At 32.7% G+C, this 19,524-nt stretch carries 13 protein-coding genes and 1 other RNA gene; 9 read left to right on the top strand and 5 right to left on the bottom strand.

The annotated features are described in order from the left end of the window. Positions 1 to 122: 122 nt before the first annotated feature. Positions 123 to 1,880 (bottom strand): TonB-dependent receptor, encoded by a 1,758-nt coding sequence (locus P163_RS10465; protein WP_316930072.1) that lies wholly within the window; start codon positions 1,878 to 1,880, stop codon positions 123 to 125. A gap of 6 nt (positions 1,881 to 1,886) precedes the next feature. Next, positions 1,887 to 4,907, bottom strand: a complete 3,021-nt coding sequence (locus P163_RS10460) for a tetratricopeptide repeat protein (RefSeq protein WP_034890649.1) — start codon at positions 4,905 to 4,907, stop codon at positions 1,887 to 1,889. A 243-nt stretch (positions 4,908 to 5,150) separates the two neighbouring features. On the opposite strand from P163_RS10460, the gene P163_RS10455 reads away from it, so the two are divergent. Beyond that, positions 5,151 to 5,834 (top strand): cell division ATP-binding protein FtsE, encoded by a 684-nt coding sequence (locus P163_RS10455; protein WP_034890646.1) that lies wholly within the window; start codon positions 5,151 to 5,153, stop codon positions 5,832 to 5,834. An 81-nt stretch (positions 5,835 to 5,915) separates the two neighbouring features. Here P163_RS10455 and typA read toward each other — a convergent pair whose 3' ends face one another. After that, positions 5,916 to 7,715: a translational GTPase TypA gene (typA, locus tag P163_RS10450; RefSeq protein ID WP_034890643.1), complete on the bottom strand. Its 1,800-nt coding sequence runs from the start codon at positions 7,713 to 7,715 to the stop codon at positions 5,916 to 5,918. 200 nt (positions 7,716 to 7,915) lie between these two features. After that, positions 7,916 to 8,110, bottom strand: a complete 195-nt coding sequence (locus P163_RS10445; RefSeq protein ID WP_034890640.1) for a hypothetical protein — start codon at positions 8,108 to 8,110, stop codon at positions 7,916 to 7,918. Positions 8,111 to 8,311: 201 nt separating this feature from the next. On the opposite strand from P163_RS10445, the gene kdsA reads away from it, so the two are divergent. The 4 genes from kdsA to P163_RS10425 all read left to right on the top strand — a co-directional run bounded on the left by kdsA (position 8,312) and on the right by P163_RS10425 (position 13,092). Continuing rightward, positions 8,312 to 9,133: a 3-deoxy-8-phosphooctulonate synthase gene (gene kdsA, locus P163_RS10440; RefSeq protein WP_034890637.1), complete on the top strand. Its 822-nt coding sequence runs from the start codon at positions 8,312 to 8,314 to the stop codon at positions 9,131 to 9,133. Positions 9,134 to 9,383: 250 nt separating this feature from the next. Next, the gene (locus P163_RS10435; protein WP_034890633.1) at positions 9,384 to 10,535 is read left to right on the top strand and encodes a hypothetical protein; all 1,152 of its coding nucleotides are present in this window, start codon (positions 9,384 to 9,386) and stop codon (positions 10,533 to 10,535) included. A gap of 67 nt (positions 10,536 to 10,602) precedes the next feature. Further along, a complete protein-coding gene (locus tag P163_RS10430) occupies positions 10,603 to 12,228 on the top strand; it encodes a BCCT family transporter (protein WP_034890630.1) in 1,626 nt (541 codons plus the stop codon). 6 nt (positions 12,229 to 12,234) lie between these two features. Then, complete coding sequence (locus tag P163_RS10425) at positions 12,235 to 13,092, top strand: universal stress protein (RefSeq protein WP_034890627.1); 858 nt, start codon at positions 12,235 to 12,237, stop codon at positions 13,090 to 13,092. An 83-nt stretch (positions 13,093 to 13,175) separates the two neighbouring features. On the opposite strand, the gene P163_RS10420 is transcribed toward P163_RS10425, so the two are convergent. Further along, positions 13,176 to 14,381, bottom strand: coding sequence for an NAD(P)-dependent oxidoreductase (locus P163_RS10420; RefSeq protein WP_197055438.1), 1,206 nt, complete (start codon positions 14,379 to 14,381; stop codon positions 13,176 to 13,178). A 190-nt stretch (positions 14,382 to 14,571) separates the two neighbouring features. Here P163_RS10420 and ssrA point away from each other — a divergent pair. From ssrA to P163_RS10405, 4 genes are all read left to right on the top strand, one after another. Beyond that, positions 14,572 to 14,973: a transfer-messenger RNA gene (gene ssrA, locus P163_RS18160) on the top strand. A gap of 203 nt (positions 14,974 to 15,176) precedes the next feature. Then, positions 15,177 to 16,832, top strand: coding sequence for a Shedu anti-phage system protein SduA domain-containing protein (locus P163_RS17895; RefSeq protein WP_051931223.1), 1,656 nt, complete (start codon positions 15,177 to 15,179; stop codon positions 16,830 to 16,832). A 206-nt stretch (positions 16,833 to 17,038) separates the two neighbouring features. Beyond that, positions 17,039 to 17,851, top strand: a complete 813-nt coding sequence (locus P163_RS10410; protein ID WP_034894272.1) for a hypothetical protein — start codon at positions 17,039 to 17,041, stop codon at positions 17,849 to 17,851. Between the two features lie 175 nt (positions 17,852 to 18,026). Then, complete coding sequence (locus P163_RS10405) at positions 18,027 to 18,833, top strand: hypothetical protein (RefSeq protein ID WP_156100691.1); 807 nt, start codon at positions 18,027 to 18,029, stop codon at positions 18,831 to 18,833. The last annotated feature ends 691 nt before the right edge of the window (positions 18,834 to 19,524 follow it).

The raw sequence follows: 19,524 nt of genomic DNA, 5'->3' as shown, positions 1-19,524 counted from the left end.
TAAAATTTATTTAAAGCGATTTAGATGCAAAATCTAATATTTAAAATCTTAAGCAACTTAAGATTTAAGCATAAAAAAAGGCTACCTGAAATAGGTAGCCTTTTATAACGAATTATCTTAGTTTAATTCCAATCAAACTTATACGTTGCGCCTGCCATCACTTGTATTCCCTGCACAGGAAAGTTAGACCATTTGTTATAATTGTCTCCAAGCAAATTATTCCCTTTGGCGAATATTGACAGTTGATCATTAAATCTATATCCTAGATTAGCATTAAGATCTACATAAGGATCTAGAGTAACGGTTCTAAAATTATTTCCATCTGCAGGAGCGAAATAAATTTCTCTATCTTTTCTTTCCCCTACAAAGAACATATTAGCACCGGCAAACCATTTCTTGGTAATTTGATAGTCGGCTAAAATGGACGCTTTATAATCTGGTAAATTCCATGCTTCTGCCTCAAATTCTCCATTATAACTAAAGTAAGTAGCATTCAACCCTAATTTAAAACTAGAATTTACATCTACACTAATTTCTCCAAAACCAGAAAGCGTTTTTAGATCATCATACACTACTCCAAAAGAGTTTCCATTAGTATATCCCTCTTTATTAGTAGTGAATTCATAATTATTACGGTAAAGAGCTCTATTGATCTCAGACATATACCCTCCACGAAGATTATAGGAAATGCTATTTGTGAGTTTTCCTTTAGCACCAACGTAACCATCATAAGGTCTATCTGTAGGTCTAATATCTAGTGTTGGGGAGACGTAAGGGTTTTCCTGAGCAAAATTATAGTAGGTATTTTGATTTAGTCCACCTTCTAAACCTGCGTAAGCAATAAACATATCTCCATATACTCTATAACTAGCGGTTACTTGCGGATATATATATACGCTATTATCACTATTCTCTGCATCAAGCCCATAAACAAAAGACGCTCCCAAATTTAAGGTAAGATCATCTCTTAAGATTACCAAACTAGGAGTAACCCCAAAGTTCATCCATGTATAATCTTTTGAATTTAAATCTTGATACCCATTTTGAAAACTTCCATTTAAAACATCTGCAGAGATCTTAGTATTTATTAATTCATCTGCAATATTCAATTCAAAATTTGCATCTGCTTTAAAATTATGTTCTGTAGAACTAAAGTCGTCCCCAAAATATCTGTAATTAGCACTCCCCTTCTTAAAGAACGAATCATACAATTGTAACTCTCCTCCAACACCTGCAGCATAATAATTTTGCTGTGCATCTATACCTCTAATAAGATTATTTGAAAGTCCCAAAGTTTCTGGAACTCCGTACCAATTAAATAATTGATGTTTTAGGTCTAGTTCTGTAGTCCATGAGCTTTTTCTATTTCTAGAATTATAGTTCAAATTTAAATTTGTATTGTAAAAATTATCTTCCAACACTACATCTTCAATTCCTCCTTGGGAAGAATTATGCGTTAGAAAGATTCCGAAGTTATCACTTCTGCTAACTTCAAAATTGGTATAAAATTCTGCTAAAGCATTAGAATAAGTTCCAAACCCTAGGGTTACATAGTTATCGAACAACTTTATTCTTTTTGCTTTCTCTACCTGTGTTGCTCGTCCTTTAGAAGGTGTAAATGTAGAAGCAACAGGCACAGAGAAAATACTATATTTTACAGGCTTTTTATCCAGTTTAACAGAATCTCCCTGTTTAGGAGTTTCTTTAATTTTAAAAGCATCATTTACAGATGGAGTATATGGCTTTACTACAATAACGGTCTCACTTCCTAGAGGTTTATCTTGGGCAAATAATGCGCCGCTACATAAAATTGAAAGTAAAATCAGGCTTCTTTTATATGAAAGAATTTGCATAGAGATTTTCTTATTTGTTAGTTTCAACTGTTATTAATTTTTTGTTTCTACAGATGCATTCGTCTTAGACTCTGCCATCTTAATTCTATTAAGTTCTGTCTGAGCTTCCTTAACAACCTCAGGATAATCCTTGAAATTCTTAATAACATTATCTAAGATAAACGTAGCCTGGTAAGAATCTTTTAAGGCATAAAAGTTCTTGGCCATTACCACCAAACCTTTAGCTCCATAGAACTTATATCCGGAATAATCTTTGGCTAATTTCTGTACAGACTCATTAGATGCTTTAAAGTTCCCATCTTTGTTCTTAAAGTAAGCGTCATAGTATAAAGCCTCTGCCGCTAATTCTCCAGATGCTATTTTTATCACCTCTGAATAGGCTGCTTTAGCTTTATTCTCATTACCTGTTTGCATAGCAGAACGTGCAATAATTACGTGAGCATCACTTTTCACGTTATTCTCTACTGTAGTATTTGCCAACACCTTTTCTGCATACGTAACTGCTAAATTGAAATCTTTCAATTCATAATAAGATTTCATCAGATTAGACTTAGCATAGATCTCATTTTGAGCAAAATCTGCTTCACTTTCCAATCTTTTTAGCAATGGTAAAGCTTGCTTATAATCTCTCTTTTCTAAATAGATCTGGGATAGTTTTGCTAAAGCCTGCTCAGAGAATTCACTTCTTGGCTTATCAACAACAAATTTATATCTAGCTACTGCTTTCTCTTTTTGATCATCTCTAAAATAAAGCTGTCCTAAATAGAAACTACTTTTAAGAGAGTTCAATCCATTTGGGAAACTTGCCAAATACTTCTCAAAACCTGTTTTAGCTGCTGCCGTATTATTATTTAGATATTGTTTTTCTGCTGCTTCATAGGTGGTGTTATCTAGATCTGCATCAGAAACTTCAACAAAATCTACATTCTTAACCCAGTTTGCATATTCATCTGTTCTACCAAGATCGATATAGATCAATCTCGCTGTAGAAACCGCCTGCATAGACTCTGGAGTATTAGGAAAATCTGCTACCACTTTTTTAAATCTTTCTAATGCTTTGTTAGACTGGTCTGAATTATAATAGATTAAACCTTGCTTTAGCATCGCTTGCGGAACAAATGCACTTCCAGGTACATCTCTTATCAATCTATTATAAGCTTCTATAGCCTGAGAAGTATTTTCCATAGCTACGTAGGTATTTCCCAATTCATACAAAGCATCATCACGGTAAGAAGAGCGAGGGTATTTATTCATAAATCCGCTTAGATCCTGAATTTTACTATCATTTCTATTAACAAATCCGTAGCTAATTGCTTTTTGGTAAGCAGCGTAGTCCTGATTTCCAACATTCATTTCTAAAGCTGCATTGTAAGCATCCATCGCAGGCCAATATTTACTTGTAACAAAATAAGTATCCCCCAATCTAGTAAGTGCATCATTTTTTCGTGCCTTATCTGCAGCAGATGAATTAGAGAATCTCTTAAAGTAATCTATAGCACTATCATATTCTTTCTGCTTAAAATAGCTATATGCAATGTTATAGTCTATATTCTCCATTTCTGAAGTTCCCTTAGCACCGCTCATTCCTGCAAATTCCTTATAGCCCACTAAGGCCTCTCTCATTCTATTTAGATTAAAATCTGATTCTGCCTTCCAAAAAGTTGCTTTAGCTGTGATTACAGCATCTCTTCTTTCTGAAAGCGACTTATCAAAATTCTTACTTGCTTCTTCGTACTTTCCATTTTCGTAAAGTTCCAGTCCGTAGTAATAAGCCACTTTTTGATAGGCTACCTTATCTGTAAAGTTTCTATTATTCTCTAACAAACTCATAGCTTCTTCATAATTTTTAGAAGTTATAAAAGAGTCTATCAATAAAGTCTCTATCTGATCTTTTACCGGAGAGTTTGGATATTTTTCTAAATAAGTAAGCAATACTCGAGACGGACTCTCATAACTATTTCCAATCTCATAACTTAACTTGGCATAATTCAGCAAGGCATCCTCCTGGATCTTAACATCAAAATTCATCTCACTTGCATTTTTAAATGCATTAAGTGCTTGCTGTTTTTGATCTAGATTTAAATAAGACTGCGCTAAGTGATAATATGCATTTTGAGCTATAGAGTTATTACCATCTATGATCTTATTAAATTCTGAAATAGCACTTTCAAAATCTCCCTGTTTATAGTAAGCATACCCAAGTTGATAATAATCTGTATTGGTCCATTTACCTTGAAGGCCTTTATATTCTTTTAAATATGGAATGGCTTTTTCATATTCTCCTAAGTTGAAATAGCTTTCTCCAATTATCTTATTCAGTTGTGAAATCTCGTTTCTATTGGCAGTTGGCAGTTGCTCTAATCCTAGATCTACTGCCTTTTGAAAATTTCCAAGTTTAAAATTCATGTCACTTTGGAAATAAGAAAGATTTTCAGAATATCTATCATTCCCCTTTACTTCTTCAAAAAGATCATTGGCTTGTTCATAATCATCTCCTTCATAAGCCATATATCCTAAATAATATTTTGCCTGAGCACCATACTCTTTAGAATCTCGCACTCTTTGTAGGTAGGTTTGAGCTTCGTCAAACTGCTTAGACTGGAAGTAAGCATAACCATTATTAAAGTTATAGCGCTCCTTATCTTTTCGATTCATTCCCTTCTCCTCTACTTTATCATACCATCTTCTGGCAAGAGAATATTTTCCTGTTTCAAAATAATAATCTGCAACATCCAAAAATGCAGAATTTCGTTTGGTACTGGTTGGATATCTTTCTACAAATTCTTGCATAAGATCGTCTGCACCGGGTTGCCCTAATCTTACTGCTGCATTTGCAATGTAGTAAGCACAATCAGACTTTATTTTTTCATCTTCAGTTTCATCTTTAACCTCGTCAAAGATATTTTGAGCGGCTAAATATTGCTTATTATTATACAATTCCAAAGCACGATTATATGCTACCAGATTATTGGTATAGATCGCTGTTTGCTGAGCAAAAATGGAAGTAATGGAAAGAAGAAAAACAACTAATAGAGAAGCTTTACGTTGTGTCATTAAAAAATTTTTAGGTTGATGAATCAAAGATAATTTAAACACTCATTTTATAACGTAAGTATACTGTGATAATTATGTTAATGTAAAAAAAAGTGCAAATCCATACTATTCAATATAATTATATAACATGGAAAGTGGCATCCAAATCAATTGGTGTACCATTAATAAAAAGAACTATTAAAAACTTCGGAAAACTGTATATTTACCCATAATTTTAACCTTAAAATCTGAAACCCTGTTTTTATGTCGCAAACTGTTCTAGAATTAAATAATGCTGCTATTTACCAGCGAGAAAATCTTATTTTATCTGAAGTTGATGTAAAGATCAATAAAGGAGACTTTGTGTACCTTATTGGTAAAACCGGTACAGGAAAGAGTAGTTTCATGAAAACCTTATATGGAGATCTCCCTTTAACAGAAGGTGAAGGAACTATTGTAGATTACAACCTTAGAACACTTAAAGAGAAGGACATTCCTTTTCTAAGAAGAAAATTAGGAGTGGTATTTCAGGATTTTAAATTATTAAATGATAGAAATATCAGAGAGAATTTAATGTTCGTTCTTAAAGCTACAGGTTGGAAAGACAAAGCTTCTATGGACAGAAAGATAGATGAAGTTCTAGATAAGGTTGGTATGAAAACTAAAGGGTTTAAATTTCCTTATCAACTTTCTGGTGGAGAGCAACAACGTATTGCTATTGCAAGAGCGCTATTAAATGATCCTGAATTAATACTAGCAGATGAGCCTACCGGAAATTTAGATCCTCAAACTTCTGTGGAAGTGATGGAAGTTTTACAAGAAATTAGCAAAAACGGAAATACCATTTTAATGGCCACGCATGATTATGCATTATTGCTTAAATATCCATCAAAAACATTAAAATGTGATGGAGAACGCGTTTTTGAAGTAGTACAAAAATCTATCTAAGTAAACAATCTTTACTTTTTATAAAAAACAAAAAATCCCGATCTGAAAAGATCGGGATTTTTTTATAGTAATTGGATCGAATTAATTGATCTTATTTCTCTTACGTTCATTTTCGGTAAGATAGATCTTACGTAAACGAATATGGTGAGGAGTAACCTCTACATACTCATCTTTCTGAATGTATTCTAAAGCTTCTTCTAAAGAGAATTTAATTGCCGGAACAATTTTCGCTTTATCATCTGCTCCAGAAGAACGTACGTTAGACATTTTTTTAGTTTTGGTGATATTCACAGCCATATCATCTTGACGAGAATTCTCTCCAATAACCTGACCTTCATAAATATCTTCTCCCGGATCTACGAAGAACTTTCCTCTATCTTGTAATTTATCTATAGAATAAGGAATCGCTTTACCTCTTTCCATAGAAACTAAAGAACCATTCTGACGTTCTGGGATACCACCTTTTAATGGTTGGTATTCTTTAAAACGGTGAGACATGATAGCTTCTCCTGCAGTTGCAGTAAGTAAGTTATTTCTTAAACCAATAATTCCACGAGATGGGATCATGAATTGGATAGTCATACGGTCACCTTTAGCTTCCATACTCGTCATCTCTCCTTTTCTCATAGAAACCATTTCCACAGCTTTCCCAGAAACCACTTCCGGAAGATCTATAGTCATTTCTTCTACCGGCTCACATTTAACACCATCAATTTCCTTGATAATCACCTGTGGTTGTCCAATTTGAATTTCATAACCTTCCCTTCTCATTGTTTCAATAAGAACAGATAAGTGAAGTACACCACGACCAAATACCATGAATTTATCTGCACTATCTGTAGCTTCCACTTTAAGTGCAAGGTTCTTTTCAAGTTCTTTAGCTAAACGCTCTCTAATATGTCTAGAAGTAACAAATTTTCCATCCTGACCAAAGAAAGGAGAATCGTTAATTGTGAAAAGCATACTCATGGTAGGCTCATCAATAGCGATAGTCTTCAACCCCTCTGGATTTTCAAGATCTGCAACGGTATCACCAATTTCAAATCCTTCAAGACCTACGATCGCGCAGATATCACCTGCTTGAACTTCATCAATTTTTCTTCTTCCTAAACCTTCAAAAGTATGAAGTTCCTTAATCTTGGTTTTCTTGATGCTTCCATCACGCTTCACCAAAGAAACCTGCATTCCTTCTTTTAATTTTCCTCTTTGTAATCTTCCAATTGCAATTCGTCCTGTAAAAGATGAAAAGTCTAAAGAAGTGATCAACATTTGAGTTGTTCCTTCTTCAATTACTGGAGATTTAATATGTTCTAGAACCATATCTAATAATGGTTCGATATTTTCAGTTTGGTTTCTCCAATCGTCACTCATCCAGTTATTCTTAGCTGAACCGTAAACGGTTGGGAAATCTAGTTGCCATTCTTCTGCTCCTAATTCGAACATAAGGTCAAAAACCTTCTCATGAACTTCTTCTGGAGTACAGTTTTCTTTATCAACTTTATTTACAACAACACATGGTTTTAAACCAAGGTCGATCGCTTTTTGTAATACGAAACGAGTTTGAGGCATAGGTCCCTCAAAAGCATCTACTAAAAGTAAAACTCCGTCTGCCATGTTCAACACTCGCTCTACCTCTCCACCAAAATCGGCGTGACCAGGAGTATCGATGATATTGATCTTTGTGTCTTTGTAAACTACAGAAACGTTCTTAGAGGTAATTGTAATTCCTCGTTCTCTCTCAAGATCGTTATTATCTAAAATTAGATCACCTGTATTTTCGTTTTCACGGAAAAGTTGGCAATGGTACATAATTTTATCAACCAAGGTAGTTTTACCGTGGTCAACGTGTGCAATAATTGCAATGTTTTTAATAGCTGTCATATAAACGCCTCATTTTTAAGGCTGCAAAGGTACGTTTTATTTTATGAAATTTACTATAAGCAAGGGTCTATATAATTTAAGTTTTTATCATTTATTTCGAAACTCCTTCAAATCTATAACTCACAGATAATTATTCACTTAGCAAAAAGATACAAAAGAATTAGGTATTGGATAGAATAATCACATCTTATCATATGCTGTTAGATACTATTGAACTTAAATATTATAAAGGCATACATATTCCGATACATTTTAGTTTTCTTCTTTAAATCTTCAATCATTATCTTAATTCTGGCATCAGAAACAGATTTATGAAAATCTACCTTATGATCACCACAATCAGCACTAGAAAAACGCCATAACCATAATTTAGGTTTCAAGGATGATTCTTTCATAATCTAAAATGTATAAAATCTAGCTATACATCATTTCTAACAAAACCCTTAATATCAAAAACATAAGATCAATACTAATATAAACTACTGGAGAATCAATTAGATTTTCCCACTCTTAAAAATGGCATGGAGGAAAACCTGTATTTATATGCATTGTAAACGCTTTTAATTTCTGTTATCTTTGTTCTTAAAATACTTTATATGAAACTTGAAAAGATTCCACAGATAAAACATCTTAATGCCAACAACTTTTTTCTACTTGCAGGACCATGTGCTATTGAAGGGGAAGAAATGGCTTTAAGAATTGCAGAAAAGATCCTTTCTATTACAGATAAACTGGAGATCCCATTTATTTTTAAAGGCTCCTTTAAAAAAGCAAATCGTAGTCGCATAGATAGTTTTACCGGAATTGGTGATGAAAAGGCCTTAAAAATCTTAAAAAAGGTTTCTGAAACTTTTAAAGTTCCAACAGTAACAGATATTCATGAAATAAGCGATGCTGCTCTTGCGGCAGAATATGTAGATGTATTACAAATTCCTGCATTCTTAGTACGCCAAACAGATCTAGTTGTGGCTGCAGCAGAAACCGGTAAGGTGGTAAACCTAAAGAAAGGTCAGTTTATGAGTCCGGAGAGCATGAAGCATGCTGTTACCAAGGTTACAGATTGCAATAATGAGCAAGTTATGATCACAGATAGAGGTACTATGTTTGGATATCAGGATATGATAGTAGATTTTAGAGGTATTCCTACCATGCGCCAATATGCACCTACAGTATTAGATGTTACGCATTCTTTACAACAACCAAATCAAAGCAGTGGCGTAACTGGTGGAAGACCAGATATGATAGAAACTATTGCGAGAGCTGGAATAGTAAACAACGTAGATGGTTTATTTATAGAAACTCACTTTGATCCTGCAAATGCAAAAAGTGACGGCGCAAATATGCTAGATCTTCAATATTTAGAAAAATTATTAACTAATCTGGTAGCCATTAGAAAAACAGTAAATTCTTTAAAGTAATATTTCAATAATTTCATTTGCAAAACAAAAGCCGGACATAGCGTCGGCTTTTTTTATGCCTTAAATTTAATTATCTTATAAACTAAAAAGATTACAAATTACCTCAATTCACTAAAAAACAATGCATTAGACAATAATTTTGTTATAGCTTTCTTAAATTTATCTTCAAAAACTTTATGATATTTTAAATTGCGAAGATTGCACATCCCCTCTCAGATCTCAAAGATTAGCTAACATTAAAATTAACTGCATGGTACAAAACATTACCCTATCTATATTTTCAAAAAAATTCTGTATTCTGCTTCTAGCCCTATGCAGCTTTTTCCCGACTAATGCACAAGACAGTTTACAATTAAAATTAGGCGGTGCACTTCGTTTTAATTATAATTTATCATCCTGGAAAGACGGACAGAAAAAACGCGGAGGAGATCTTGGTTTTGATGTGTTCAGAATAAATGCAAAAGCTGCTTATAAAGGAATTTTCCTAAATGCAGAGTATAGATTCTACTCAGAAGGTTTTGGAGGTGGTTTCTTAAAACAAGGATGGATGGGTTATAATTTTAATGATCAAGATCAAATTCATCTCGGGCTTACTCAGGTTCCATTTGGAATTCAACGATATAATTCTTCCAACTTTTTTCTAAACATAGCCTATTATGCAGGTTTGGAAGATGATTATGATATGGGAGTAAAATATATTCATACAGGAGAAAGATTTGAATATCAACTTGCCTTCTTTAAAAATGCTGAAGAATTAAGATTTGGGAATAATACTGAAATATCGCCCAATCGATATTCCTATGATATTGCAGGTAGAAATAAAGAGATCAATCAATTCAATGGAAAGTTTATCTATAAGTTCGGGGAGCATGTAGAGAGTAGGCTTGGACTCTCTGCCGAATATGGAAAACTTTACAATCTAGACACAGAAGCTTTAGGAGACCATTCTGCTGTTGCCGCCCATTATGAATTAACTACCGAAAAATGGAACGCCAAAGCACAATTTATTATTGCAGCGCACCAACCAAAGAATGCTCTTGGAGAATCCCGAGATATAGTATTAATGGCCGCTTACGGAATTCCTTATGAAGTTGCCGCAGATTTTAATGTTTATACTTTTGGAATTTCAAGAAATGTTCCAGTAGCCTTTGGCCCTATATCGGGTTTGCAATTCTATAATGATTTCGGGTTCATGCAAAAGAAAGCTTCAGATTTTGAAGATTCATATACCAATGTTACCGGAGTTATGATTACTGCAGGTAATGTATATACGTATGTAGACTATGCCGCGGGATATAATCACTCTTGGCTGGGTGGAAATTTTGTAGATGATTTCTCCACCGGAAACCCAGATGGAAAATGGGAAGCGAGATTCAATATCAACATAGGTTACTATTTTTAAAATTCTACCAAACTAATTTTACTAATTCGCAGAAAATAAACATACATTACAAAAAACACAACAATTTATGGCTAAGAAAATTATAAGAAGTGATGAAAGGAAGTCCATATTCGGGTTAGAAGTGAATGGTCCGGTATTTTTTACTTCTGCCATCATTATCATTTTAATTATCACCTTAACTCTACTATATAAAGAAAGAGCAGAGCAATATTTTACCTCAGTTCAAGATTTTGTTGCAAATAAGGCTGGATGGTTCTTTATTCTAAGCGTAAACATCTTTTTGATATTTATGATTTACCTGGCATTTAGCAAGTTTGGTAATATTAGAATTGGAGGACAATCTGCAAAACCAGAATTTAAAACACTTTCCTGGTTTGCCATGCTTTTTAGCGCAGGAATGGGAATAGGATTATTATTTTGGAGTATCTCAGAACCCATATATCATTTCCTCAGTCCGCCAATGGCCCAAGGTGAAACTGCCGAAGCAGCTAAAGAGGCTATGAAATTCACGTTTTTACACTGGGGGTTTCATGCATGGGCTGTCTACGCACTAGTTGGATTATCTTTAGCTTATTTTACCTACTCCCGCGGACTTCCACTGACTATTCGTTCTGTATTCTATCCATTTTTGGGAGATAAGATCTATGGAAAAATTGGAGATGCCATAGATATTTTTGCTGTATTAGCTACTCTGTTTGGATTAGCAACTTCTTTAGGTATGGGGGTTCAACAAATAGCTGCAGGTTTAAATCATCTATTTGATATAGACAGTGGCGTACAAACTCAAATTCTATTAATAGCAGGAATTACATTAATTGCTACAATTTCTGTAGTGTTAGGTGTAGACAAGGGAGTAAAATTCTTAAGTGAATGGAATATGCGTGTTGCAGTGCTATTCTTACTCCTAGTGGTAGTATTAGGACCAACCATTTTTATCTTTAAATCTTTTATTCAAAATACCGGAAGTTATTTTTCTAGCTTTCTGAACATTGCTAGTTGGACAGAAAGTTACACAGGGACTTCTTGGCAGAATAACTGGACGGTTTTTTATTGGGGATGGTGGATTGCTTGGTCGCCTTTTGTAGGAATGTTCATTGCTAGAATTTCTAAAGGAAGAACGGTAAAAGAATTTATTCTTGGAGTTTTACTTGTACCTTCATTAGTAACATTTTTCTGGATCTCTGCTTTTGGAAGTACGTCTTTACATATGGCATTACTTGGAGATGACACTATTATAAATGCAGTAAATGATAATGTTGCCACTGCCCTATTTGTATTTATAGAAGATTATCCATTTTCATTTGTTTTGAACATAGTTGCGATCATTCTTATAGCAGGATTTTTTGTAACGTCTTCAGATTCAGGATCTTTAGTGGTAGACAGTTTAACATCTGGAGGAAAGATAGATGCTCCTGTAGGACAGCGGGTATTCTGGGCACTTGCTGAAGGAACTGTGGCTGCTGTATTGCTAGTTGGAGGTGGTTTACAGGCATTACAAACAGCCTCTATAGTAACAGGGCTACCCTTTGCATTAATATTAATTGTAATGTGCTATTCCCTATACAAAGGCCTTTCGGAAGATCTAGAAAAATTAAAAAAGCGAGACTCTCAAAAAGAATTAGAGAATTATGAAGAGATTGTTTCTAGCATCGTAAAAAAACGAAATACAAATCAGCAAAATATTCAAAAATAGATTTCTATGTACAATTTTAAAAATATACTGGTAGCACTAGATTTATCTGACATTGACGATACCCTTATCAATTATGCTTCCTTTCTTGCTGAAACCCTTAAAGTTGATAAAGTTTTCTTTGTTCATAATATCAAGAAATACGAAATATCTGAGTTGTTCCATGAGCAGCTAAAAGATATAAATCTTGATGAGATCATTGGAGATGAGCTCAATGAAAAGGTTGAAGAGAAATTTAGTGATTCAGTAGATTGGGAGGTGCTTATTTCTGAAGATCCGTATACAGAATCTCTTATAAATTATATAGTTAATAAGTATAGAATAGACTTAGCAATTATTGGTAATAAAAATAGAAATGGTGGGACAGGAGTTGTAAGCAGTAAGTTGTTACGCTTGCTCAAATGTAACATTCTATCCATTCCCAAAAATTTTAAACCTGAGATATCCAACATCTGGGCTGGAACCGATTTTTCTCAAGCTTCTAAAAAGGTTTTTCACTTAACAGACAATCTATTAGAATTTACCAAAGCAACCGCAAAAGCTGTTCATGTCTATAATATGCCAGTTCAATTCTCTCCCTATGTACCAAAGGAGAATTTAGATCTTAAAATAGAAAAGCATCTAAAGGAACGTTATTTAAAATTCTCTAAAAAACTTCACTTAAAACATGAGTTAGAATTAGAGATCATACCCGGCAGAGATTCTGGAGTAGCCAAAAAACTTAGTACTGGCGCTAAAAATTCTAATGTAGATCTTTTGATTGTTGGAGATAAAGGAGGTAATACTTTTTCTTCCTTACTTATTGGTAGTATAACCGATGAACTCTTTAATCAGGATCTGGAAATAGCCATGTGGATCGCTAAGTAGGAGTTAATTAAAAAACTGAAAAGCTGTTATAGTTGGATAACAGCTTTTCAGTTTTTTAAATTTCTTATTAAAACTTATAGGTTCTATTTACCATCCAGAAATTCCTGTAGATATTTAAATCTTTCTGTTAAATTGCCATTTTGAGTCATTCTTGCCCGTTCTAGAATACCATTCTTATCACCGTTAAAGAAAGATGGAATTACCTTTTCAAGGAACATTTCACCAAAACCTTCACTGGCATCTCGAGGCAATTCACAAGGTAGATTATCTACCGCCATTACCATAATAGCATTCTTATCCTTAAAATCAACCTCTGTCCCAGTTTCAGGATCAAATCCATAAAAAGGTTCAGCAATAGTAGAAGGTCTTATAGTACTAGCTATGGGCTCATTGATATCACAAGATATATCTGCAATAAGTTTAATATTGAAATCTTTAGAAGCGGCCTGTTGCTTATCAAAGAAAACTGGTGCCCCATCTCCGTAAAAATGACCTGCAATAAACACATCACTTACTTTAGCGAATTTCATAAAATCTGATCTGTATTCTTCTGAATTTTTATAAAAATGCAAGTTCGTAGTGTTTTTATTCTCTTTATGTGCATTGTAATCCAGCACATCTATTAGACAATACACAGGCTCATTAAACTTATCGTTTAGATAATGCTCTGTACTTACCTGCTTAATTTTTAGATGATCTAATATTTCTTTAGCGCCATGTGCAACTTTTCCACTACCTGTAAGAACGAATTTTAAATTAGGAACTTTAATTTTTTCTAAGGCTGACAAAAGGGCATTTAGATCTGGAAGATCCTTAGCTTTTGGCAGATTATATAAATTCTTTTGGACTCCCAAAGCTCTAAAACAATTATAAGCTCCTACCAGTCCTGCGTAGCGACCAAAGCCAATAAGTCTATGTCCGTTCTTTTTTACAACCACTTCATGATCGTAAAGTTCGATATGTTTTGAAACCACTTCTCTTAAAAGGTCCCTATTATAATGCTGCTTTTTGATAGTATGCGAAAAGAAGAAATATTTCTTATCCGGAATTAGATATAGCAATGGAACCTCCTTTACCCCTAGCATTACATCACAATCTGAAATATCTTCTACCACCTCAAATCCTGCATCTCTATACTCCTGATCTGAAAATATTCTGATATCGGAGGCTTCAATCTTAAAACTTGCCTCTGGAAATTTTTGAACTACTTCTTTTAGTTTTTCTGGAGAAAACACTACACGTCTATCCGGTGGAGATTTACGCTCTTTGATCAGGGCAAATTTTATCATATTTTGGTATGGATTTTGTTTTAAACTAGGTCTTCTGTAAAGATATAAATTTAAATCTGTATCTTTGCAGCCGCGTTAAGGATAGCAGTGAAAATCCCATTTTATTTTTGTTAAAAGATTAAATGGATTGAAACGAATAGCCCGGCCTGCTTTTTTTAAAGCAGGAACGCACAAAAGTTCATTATTTTATGGGGTCGACTTGGATTTGACAGCGAGTCTAATTGGATAGTAAGCACGTCGAGCGCTGGGATATAGCTCGTAAATCTCATATTTCACACTTTTTTAAACGGCGAGAATAACTACGCCTTGGCTGCATAATCCGAATTACAGTAGGATTATCTTCATCCCTACAAGGTAGGGAGCCGAGATGCCTCGTGAAAGCCTTGATTTACGGCGTTCACACTAGAGGTATCGATAAAGTAAATATAGGAATTATAGGGTCTTGATGTAATTCTGAAGCTCAAATGAGAATACGTGTAAGGTTGGTGGTTTTCAGCCGGTCTTGCATCGACAATTAAGTGAAAAATAAGCGTGTAGAAAGCTATGTTAATTGCTTGTTTGGACGAGGGTTCGAAACCCTCCGACTCCACCACATAACCCGGTAAGCACTATGCTTACTGGGTTTTTTATTTTTAGGTGACAATATAGATGACAAATTGTTCTTTCTAAATAGTATTTTTGTATTTAATGTTTATGGGTTAAAAAACAGCAAAACCTGCGCTTATCCCGGAACATTCTTGAATAAATAAGTATATTGCTGTGGATATAACCAGTTATGCCTTATAATTTGAGAATATGAAAGTTTCAATTGCGCAGAATTTTATAGAGAATAAATTGAAGGAATTCAATTTTCAAGATAGTACAGTTAAAACTTATATGATATGGCAAAATAGATTTTTTGAATATCATAACTCCGATGATATAAAAGCATTAAGCTTTAACGAAATTACCGAATATATTACTTTTCTAAAAAATGAAAATCATTACAGCAAGCCAAGTATTCGTCAAGCGATAACGGCACTAGAGTTTTTATACAATCGAGTTTTTGAAAGAAATTATCCATTCAAAAAAATCAAAATAAAAAGACCTGAACAGACAATACATTTAACAATTTCAAAGCCAGAATTAATAACTATACTTGATTCAATTAAAAATTTAAAGCATAATTTAATAATCTCATTAATTTATGCTTGTGGTTTAGATGTGAGCGAATTGATTGAGTTAAGAAAGTCGGATTTATTATTTGATAAAAATATTCTGAAAATTAGAAAATATGGTAAAATATATCGGGAATCTAATTTTGGAGATTATTTAAAAACTAAAATAGACTCTTATTTAGAAATCTATAAACCAAAATATTACTTATTTGAAAATGATTCTTCACATGAAGCATATTCTAAATCATCAGTTAGAAATATTTTTAATCGAGCAAAATTAAATATTTTGAATGGGGAACAATATTCTATAAAACACTTAAAATTTTCTTATGTTAAACATCTAGTCAATGAAGGCTTTCAACTTACTGATGTTATTAATCATATTGGTTTAAAGAATTACGAAGTATATTCCAAAATAGAAGGACTAAATAGTAGAGTTGAATTCTCACCAATTGATTCATTATATAATCCAAAGAATAGAAAAAAATTAAACATCCAAATAACTGACGAACAAGCCGAAAATATTGTTTTTACAGATCATCAGTCAAAAAAACTTTTAGAAAATAACCCAAATATTATCAAATCGTTTATAGAAAATGATATTAAGAACGCAGATATAACAGCTTTAGGATTTAGAAAAAAACAATTAAAAGAATTTGAAAAACTCCTAAATGACAAAGATTATTTTGATTCCCAATTAGATAAATTGGGAAATAGAAGTAAAGAGAATTTATGGCAAGTATTTTTTGAAAAGAATACTTGGATATTTGGTTTTGGTTTAAATTACGTCTTCATTAGTAATTTAGAAGGAAAAAAAATTGAACAAGTAGTTTCTGGGTATACATTCAATTCGAATGGTAAAAGAGTTGATGGATTATTAAAAACTCGAGGAATAATAAGCACTTTATGTTTTATTGAAATTAAAACTAATAGCACTTCATTACTAAACAACAAACCTTATAGAAACGATTGTTGGAATCCCTCAAATGAATTATCTGGAGCAGTTTCTCAAATTCAGAAGACTGTTCAAAAATCTATAAATAATTTACCCACACAGAATATTTTAAAAGATAGTATGGGCAATCCAACGAATGAAACCGTTTTTCTTTATCAACCAAAATCATTCTTAATAATAGGAAATCTATCTGAATTTAAAACCGAATATGGAATTAATGAAAGTAAATTTTCATCTTTTGAATTATATAGACAAAACATTAACTCTCCAGAAATAATTACATATGATGAACTTTATGAAAGGGCAAAGTTTCTAATTATAAATGAAGAACACAAATAACAAGGCATAACAACGGTTATCACAAATAACGGGTATTATCGAAAAAGTGTAATTTAGTATCCTAAGTAAGAAAATACTTAAACCGACAAGTCCGCGTCCCTACTCCCGCAACTTGTGTTAACCGAGACCGTTATATGGCATTTAATACGAAAGCTATAAATACTTAAATTGCACAAAAATTAAAAGAATCCTAAATGATTTCTATAATGAGTGATTCTGCATTAACAGCAATTGCAACTATTCTTCTTGTATTGGTTGGACTTGCCCAGGTATTTATTTTAATATCACAAAAAAGACAGACAAGAATTGCTTTAATTACAGAATATCGTAACCTCTGGAATAAAAGCAAAAAATATTGGGGAAACATAGTTTACATTGGAAGAAGTTCTAATGAATATTACCAAGTGGTTAATAAGAAAAGACTCAATGAATTAAAAGAAAAAACACTTGAATACAATTTAAGTGAACCTACAATTTGGGCAAGAGAAAGCGTTCAAAAAATATGTGGAATTTTATCTGAGATTTCAACGAGATTATTACAAGGACATTTAGATATAGCAGAAACTTATCCAATATTTGGGACAGAATTCCTAAGACCAAGTAGACCTTTAAGACAGCTATTGGAACCAGAATATAAACATATATTTTCATACGAAACTGATCCTAAACAACACGATCAGATTAGAAAAGAGGTTCAAGATTGGCTAACCTATCACGATGGAATCAGAAGAAGATGCCTAATTCTCATAGATCTACTTTGGGCAGAAGCTTGCAGATTAGAAGATTTACCTCCTCTAGAAATGAAAAGTGGAGCAGATGCGAAAAAAATAACTGGAAAAGAAAATAGAAAAAGGGTTTTTGAAGAGGTTTTTCGACTGAATGGAATAACACATTTGTTTTTAGCTTTCAAATTATCTCGTTATTTAAGAAGATCTGAATATTATTCTTTTTGGAATGAAACTGGAATTAAAAAGTCTCGACTTGAAAAGAATAGAAAAAATTGGTTAGCTCGATTTTAACTACAAAATATAAACAATTAAACGCCACATAACAACGGTTAATCGCCAATAAGCGGTAGCATTAGTAAGAAAATAATTAACTTGACCAACGAACCAATACTAAGCCGACAAATCCGTGTCTCCTACTCCGCCAACTGGCGATAACCGAGACCGTTGGCAACAAGCTAAAAAAAAAATGAAAGAACAAGGAATTAAAATTTTATATGGAATTTTAGCAATTGGAATTTTAATTTCAATCTTTCACATTTTTAACGACAAAAATGGTTCTGGATTAGGAAATGTAATTGACACTTTTACAATTACTTCCTTAATCCTATTTATATCAACAATCGTATTTATTTTATTATCGTTCAAGAATAATATCAAAAAAATAAGTGTTTGGTTTCTACTAATTTTAAGTTGTCCACTTGCAGTTATGTCAATGACTCATTTGACAAAAGAGTTTTCTCTAAAAATGACTGAAACGACAACGCCAAAGGAATTTAATTATAACGTAAAAATTGAACCAAACCTTTATAGGCGTGATAAAATCAAAATTCAAAATTTGGTTGACAGTTTAATAAAAGTTAAAACAATTCAAAAGCCTTCAGAATTAGCTTTAAGATTTTTTAATGGCAAAACTTATAATGACACGATTAAAAGATATTGGGCAATAGATTTACCAACAAACATTGAATACAAGGAATCTATAATTGACACATTATTTTACTCGGAAAACGGAAAAGATATTAAAGCTGGATTATTGATAAATAAGGTTTTTAACGAATATATAAATTACCCAACGGGAGGAATTGAATTTAATGGAAAAGGCTTTATCTATAATAATGACTCAATAAAACCATTTACAATGCTTAAATATTCTGTTTCTGGTAGCACGTATAAATCGTGTTCGGAAGAATTAAAATATATTTATTTTAAACAGATTGGGGCTTCGGAAAAAAATTATAATATGAATGATATTAGGTTTTTGAAAAGTAATTAATTGGAAAAAGCCAGTTGCCAACATCGGTTAAGCGCAAATAGCGGGCATTCTGGTGAAAAGCACTATTTTAGACATCAAAAAAAAACAACAAAGCCGACAAGAACGTGTCCCTACTCCACGCCACTTGCCTTAACCAAGACCGTTGTAAACAATAGCTCTAAGGAAAATTTTGAGTTTTAATTAAAAGAAATTAAATTGGCCAAACAATTAATCAAGAATTGATTAATATAAATAATAACTTCTCTTTAGTAGATAATCAAATTAAAAATATAAAAATGTATAAAACGCTTTGGATATTCGCTCTTATAATTTGGTTACTATCACTATTCATTTTGATTATTGCCCTGACTGATATTTGGCCAATTGATACTTTGACTAATAACAGATTTTTAATCGTAATATTTTTCTTTATGATAACTGGATTTTTGAAATTTTTATATAACAAACTCCACAAACCAAAAGAAAAAGTGATTTCTTAAACAAGTTTAAAATTTTGATTACAGTGCACAATTTCAGTTGGAAATAATAGCAACGACTTAAATTCTTCCAAATTTAAGCAGCAAAAAATGAAATAATTGATTAAACTGACTAAGTTTCATAACTCAAAATAGGACTCTAAAATTCATAAAATTTAGTGCGAAAAAATGATGGAAATCAATAAAGCGTCGAGAAAATTTGGAAACTGATTTTT

Source organism: Gillisia sp. Hel_I_29 (assembly GCF_000744275.1).
Classification (GTDB): domain Bacteria; phylum Bacteroidota; class Bacteroidia; order Flavobacteriales; family Flavobacteriaceae; genus Gillisia.
Note: the sequence above shows the minus strand (reverse complement) of the source record. Positions and strands in the feature narration are given on the sequence as shown.

Excerpts from the sequence above, each read along its gene's own strand:
- P163_RS10460 (WP_034890649.1), bottom strand. The coding sequence starts at position 4,907 with ATGACACAACGTAAAGCTTCTCTATTAGTTGTTTTTCTTCTTTCCATT.
- P163_RS10455 (WP_034890646.1), top strand. The coding sequence starts at position 5,151 with ATGTCGCAAACTGTTCTAGAATTAAATAATGCTGCTATTTACCAGCGA.
- typA (WP_034890643.1), bottom strand. The coding sequence starts at position 7,715 with ATGACAGCTATTAAAAACATTGCAATTATTGCACACGTTGACCACGGT.
- P163_RS10445 (WP_034890640.1), bottom strand. The coding sequence starts at position 8,110 with ATGAAAGAATCATCCTTGAAACCTAAATTATGGTTATGGCGTTTTTCT.
- kdsA (WP_034890637.1), top strand. The coding sequence starts at position 8,312 with ATGAAACTTGAAAAGATTCCACAGATAAAACATCTTAATGCCAACAAC.
- P163_RS10435 (WP_034890633.1), top strand. The coding sequence starts at position 9,384 with ATGGTACAAAACATTACCCTATCTATATTTTCAAAAAAATTCTGTATT.
- P163_RS10430 (WP_034890630.1), top strand. The coding sequence starts at position 10,603 with ATGGCTAAGAAAATTATAAGAAGTGATGAAAGGAAGTCCATATTCGGG.
- P163_RS10425 (WP_034890627.1), top strand. The coding sequence starts at position 12,235 with ATGTACAATTTTAAAAATATACTGGTAGCACTAGATTTATCTGACATT.
- P163_RS10420 (WP_197055438.1), bottom strand. The coding sequence starts at position 14,381 with ATGATAAAATTTGCCCTGATCAAAGAGCGTAAATCTCCACCGGATAGA.
- P163_RS17895 (WP_051931223.1), top strand. The coding sequence starts at position 15,177 with ATGAAAGTTTCAATTGCGCAGAATTTTATAGAGAATAAATTGAAGGAA.
- P163_RS10410 (WP_034894272.1), top strand. The coding sequence starts at position 17,039 with ATGAGTGATTCTGCATTAACAGCAATTGCAACTATTCTTCTTGTATTG.
- P163_RS10405 (WP_156100691.1), top strand. The coding sequence starts at position 18,027 with ATGAAAGAACAAGGAATTAAAATTTTATATGGAATTTTAGCAATTGGA.